This is a genomic window from Bartonella sp. MR168JLCBS (assembly GCF_042194175.1).
This window is the reverse complement of record NZ_JBHIMP010000168.1, coordinates 1-1022: the sequence shown is the minus strand read 5'-3', so window position 1 is coordinate 1022 and position 1022 is coordinate 1. Positions and strand designations below refer to the sequence as shown.

At 36.2% G+C, this 1022-nt stretch carries 1 protein-coding gene; it reads right to left on the bottom strand.

What is annotated here, in order from left to right:
• Nucleotides 1–39 precede the first annotated feature (39 nt).
• On the bottom strand, nt 40–903 hold the full coding sequence (locus ACFIK8_RS10070; RefSeq protein ID WP_014924069.1) for a septal ring lytic transglycosylase RlpA family protein: 864 nt from the start codon (nt 901–903) through the stop codon (nt 40–42).
• Nucleotides 904–1022: the final 119 nt, after the last annotated feature.

Genomic DNA, 1022 nt, shown 5'->3' with positions numbered 1-1022 from the left:
AAACAGTTGTAATCAATTGACCTTGTGTCTTTTTTTGACTTATTTATTAGACAACTTTATAGATGCTATCTGATCGAACAATATTGGCTTATCAACAAGAATAGGACCAATATCAGGCAATTTTATTGAAACAGTTTTACTCAGTTGCTTCTGTTTAACAGCAGCTTTAGTTAGTTTCTCTTTGCTGTCCGTATTGTTCTCCCCTAACATGATATCTTCTCTTTTTTTTGAAATGTCTGCGAATGCTAACGAATACGAATCAACCTTTCCAGGCGTATAAGAGGATATTAAATAAGCACCATCATAATAGCCAATGGGCGCTTCAGCAATATACTCGACTTTAACATTTGTTACACCCGCATTTTCATAATCAAGTATCGCTGCAGCTTGTTTTGATAAATCAATGATTCTATCCTTAATAAAGGGACCTCGATCATTCACTCTAACAATGATAGAAGACCCATTTTCCAGATTAGTAACACGAGCATAACTGGGTAAAGGCATTGTGGGGTGAGCGGCTGTCAAAAGATTCATGTCATAGATCTCACCATTTGCTGTTAAACGCCCATGAAAGTCTGAACCATACCACGATGCTTGTCCAACACGTTTATAGGTTGGATCATTTTTGGGATAGTACCACTTTCCTTTTATTTTGTAAGGTTTACCGATGATGGCCCGCCCACGTTTTTTTTCTTTCGATCGATTTTGCTCACTTGAAATTTTTGCAGGTAGATCAACAGTCTTTGCATCAGCGACCTTATTATGACAGAAACTTCTAAATGCAAAATGTGCTGTTTGGCTTGAACAACAAGATACTAATATCTGGGAAATAGCTGCTAAAGAAACAAATTGAAATGTTGATTTAACAATGGAAGGAAAATTTTTCTTGCTATTTAAAAGCATTTGTCAGCCCGCTTATTTCTATAGTATTTACCGCAAAAAATCAGGTTGCACCTTAATTCTGTGCGATAGGAAAATTCATTATTGGATGATTCCCCTCGCACGATTCATAATTCCTTAAA

Coding starts and splice junctions, on each gene's coding strand:
- ACFIK8_RS10070 (WP_014924069.1), bottom strand. CDS start 903: ATGCTTTTAAATAGCAAGAAAAATTTTCCTTCCATTGTTAAATCAACA.